Origin of the sequence: Williamwhitmania sp. (assembly GCA_035529935.1) — a bacterium.
GTDB lineage: Bacteria > Bacteroidota > Bacteroidia > Bacteroidales > Williamwhitmaniaceae > Williamwhitmania.
On sequence record DATKVT010000047.1, the window covers coordinates 1 to 3502 of the forward strand.

A 3502-nucleotide genomic window follows, 5' to 3' on the forward strand; every position below is an offset into this window, starting at 1 on the left:
ACGTGCTAACGGCTGCCTGCTTGCTATAGACCTCTGTCACATTACAATCGGTGCGAAAAATTATTTTGTTGTTGTCGAGTTCCAAAAAAGTAAAGGACTGCTTACCAAAAAGAGAATCGGCTACTGATCTAAGGCTAGTCATAATGCTCCCAACGATGATTGATACTTTTTAAATGATTCGTCTAGCGAAGCAACGGCCTCTTTTCCGGTTTCATTTGTATTAATAGTGTTCCACATATTAAATACAGGAGCGTTAGAAGTAGTGCTTTGATTATTTCCTTGAATGGCAGGACCACCGGGTACTTGCGTATTCTGACCAAACCATTTTAGGGCATCCATTCCAAAATTCAAAAGCGGATTATTCATGTTTTTTAAATTTAAAAACATTGTATTCAAACCTATTATAAAAGCATCTCTAAAAGTATCCACGAAAAACTCGGCAATACCCTTAACGAAAGGTATCAGTGCGGTAGTGAATGCACCCATTCCCATTTTCGTTAACTTCACTATTGCAGCATTAAAAAAGGAACCAAACCCACCCCTGGTTCCAAATTTTCCACCAAGCCATGATCGCTCGCCTCTCATATAAGCGAAAAAATCCTCGACTAGTAAAACCATTGCAGTTAGAAATTTTCCGAAGCTTTCTATAACCCCGCCAAGCGCTCTTGTCCCTCCAAAGCTTTGATACATTCTTTCGATTACACTGGCAATTATTGCGAAGGTTTGACCTAGCCTATTAAATGTAGGTGTCAAACGCACGATCTCCCCTTGGATTCTTTTAAATGCAGGAACAAGGACAGCATTAAGAGGGGCACCGATGACCTCGAATGCATCTCCGATAATATTTTTCAATTGAGATAGTGCGCCATTAAATGATCGGAGATTTTTCTGAGCTGAACCTCCGAATTGACTTAAAAGAAACTCGGCCGCTTTTCCTGCTTTTAACTCTTCAGCGGTCAATGCTTTAATAGCTGGAGACATTTCTCCTAGCTCGCCAGCAAAGCCGCCTAGAGTCTTAGCTATTTGCCTCACAGTCTCGTTAATAGTTTTTCCGGGCAAAGCACTAGCCATTTCAGCGCCAGCTCTGACGATCAATTTTGCTTGCTCATTAGTCGCCTTGAAACCTTTTGCGAGAGTCAATTGTTGTAGTATTAACTCATCGCCAAAACGACTTACAGATTGGAGCTCCGATGCGAAGGTTTGTAGACCTTTGAATTCACTCTCAGAAAAATCCCCTGCTATTTTCATTGCAGTTTCAAGTCCCAAAAGGGCATCCTCCTGCACACCAGCCAATTCGATCGAAAGTCCGACTAGTTGTCGAAACCTCATAATAGTTTGACCGACAGCCGAAGACGCCAGAGAGAATATTTTCGATATCCCTATGGCCGCAAGGTTTGCCTTAAATATCTTTACGTCACCGACCAAGGATCGAAAGACCCTTCGAAATGCTCCTACTTTTTTCTCGCTCTCCTTATCGCCTATTAGGCCGATTTTTATAAATAGCTCTCGCAAAATATTTTTTTTATCGGCCATTTTCTTTACCCCTTATTTATTGTTTTCTTCCTGCTCTCGCATATATTCCTGAATATCTAATATTTCAAAAGCGTCAAATAAATCCGTTATATTCATGTCGTTTTTCAATTCGCTGAAACTGACGAGGCCAGCAATAACTGGCCTCCATAGATAAAGATCGACTTTTGGAATAATACCTTTATTATCTATTTCTTCCCTAAAAGGCTTCTTCCATCTAGGATTTCCATTATCGGAGAAAAAAAATCCTCGAAATTGTACATCAATACTTCCTTACACACCAAAGCAGTAAAGAGATAATCTCCAAAGTCAGAATTAAAGTCAGTCTTTTTTCCATCTATTAAACAAACCGATGTTAGTTGTTTTAATAGATCAATAAAAGCATCCTCTGGGAGATTCCTGAAAAGTAAATCGATAGCCACATCAAAACGATCACCGTCTATCGATGCGGCTGACGGACCAAGTATTTTTGAAATTCTATGAAATAATCGCCAGCCCTCGATAGCTCCGAACTTAAATATCTCTACCTTTTTGCCTTTGATCGTTACAACATGTTCCAATATTTTTTTCTCCGTGTGTTTTTTTTAATTATTAGGCTGAGACTGCATTCCCGCCTAAAAATGCTATTAGGTTATCGGTTCTAATGGTCCAAACCCGATCCGATTGAGTTTTTCCATAGCTTGCCTCTGGTATTTGCTCCACATAGGCAGATACAGCCGTGAAAAGAGAAGTACCCAAATTGTCCTTAATGTAAAGCGGCCTTAGCCCAGCGTTTGATAGCTCATCGACTAAAGCCACGGTGCTTAGGTCATCGTTGCTTGGACTGCTTTGTTGTAGTGTTACTGTTACCGTACCACTTCTATCATTTGACTTCACTCTAGTCGCCTCACCGTCGGCACCCACGACCAGTTCCCATGCTGGGTTAGACCGTGAAACTGAGACTTTAGATTCGGAAAATCCTCTTAATATGAATTCGCCAAAAATTATCGAGACTTCTTTTGGGTCGAAAGTATATAGCATTGAAAAACCCCTTTATTTAAGCAACTACGGTGCCGTTAATTTGAATCGTTTGAATTGCATTGGAAGCATAAGCAACAAATGAAATCCCCGTTAGTAATCTATTACTTTTATCGATTGCAGATAATGCAGAGGCTAAAGGTACATTGACAACCGGCTGGGGATCATTCAATAAATACTCGTCAATAATGGATTGCTGCAAGCGGGCATTTATCGTGTTCGCTACCTGATTAATGCCATTATTATTTATTGGGATTTTATTTTGGCTGGTCATTAGAGCAAAAACATCTTCCTGCATTCTTGCCTCAAGATAAACTGCTCCAATATATAGATCTATATAGCCTCCATTAGTTCCTACTCCGTTGAAAGTAATATTGACGCCAGCGGTAACAGAGTATTGATTGAGGTTATAGTCCCTTAGCAATGTTTCTTCTGTCGTCGTCCATTGTGTAGTACTAGCAAGCTCTAGCGACTTATAAGCAGCGGTATAGCTTCCAGGTGTTAGAGAAAGGATTCTAGATGCCACAGCAACTTCCAAATGTTTCGCTGTACCAGTGTAGGTAGAGTCCGTTATCCATAAGCTAGATAAATTCGACGCTGCACCTAAATCACGAATTTCTGTTCGCAGATAAAAGCCTGATTTTTTATTTGCAGCGCACCATGCAATTGCTGCAAGCTGCGAGCTATCATCCTCATAAACCATAGAATGCCCGAACCAAGCATTGTCATTTGCTGCTATAGCATCAAGGTCGGATGATGTAACATCTCCAACGGCTGGGGTCGTCGCTGTATAAAGAGCTGTAGCTTGACTAGCACCAGCAGTGACAATGGCAGTAACGGAAATAATATTTCCCGCTTCGGCATTAGTTATTGTGATAGTGTCCGTGCCATCGCTAACGGCTGTAACCACTGATCCTAAAGCTTGGATTGCGCTTGCAATATCTGTTAGCGTTGT

4 protein-coding genes are annotated in these 3502 nt (G+C 40.9%); all 4 read right to left on the bottom strand.

Annotated features, from left to right (window positions below; genetic code table 11):
- Positions 1-138: 138 nt before the first annotated feature.
- Positions 139-1533: a hypothetical protein gene (locus VMW01_03550; protein HUW05314.1), complete on the bottom strand. Its 1395-nt coding sequence runs from the start codon at positions 1531-1533 to the stop codon at positions 139-141.
- A gap of 185 nt (positions 1534-1718) precedes the next feature.
- Entirely contained in the window at positions 1719-2090 is a 372-nt protein-coding gene (locus VMW01_03555) for a hypothetical protein (GenBank protein ID HUW05315.1), read from the bottom strand.
- 31 nt (positions 2091-2121) lie between these two features.
- The gene (locus VMW01_03560; GenBank protein ID HUW05316.1) at positions 2122-2550 is read right to left on the bottom strand and encodes a phage protein; all 429 of its coding nucleotides are present in this window, start codon (positions 2548-2550) and stop codon (positions 2122-2124) included.
- 16 nt (positions 2551-2566) lie between these two features.
- The coding region (locus VMW01_03565) for a DUF3383 family protein (GenBank protein HUW05317.1) at positions 2567-3502 on the bottom strand (936 nt) is incomplete at its 5' end.

Excerpts from the sequence above, each read along its gene's own strand:
- VMW01_03550 (HUW05314.1), bottom strand. The coding sequence starts at position 1,533 with ATGGCCGATAAAAAAAATATTTTGCGAGAGCTATTTATAAAAATCGGC.
- VMW01_03560 (HUW05316.1), bottom strand. The coding sequence starts at position 2,550 with ATGCTATATACTTTCGACCCAAAAGAAGTCTCGATAATTTTTGGCGAA.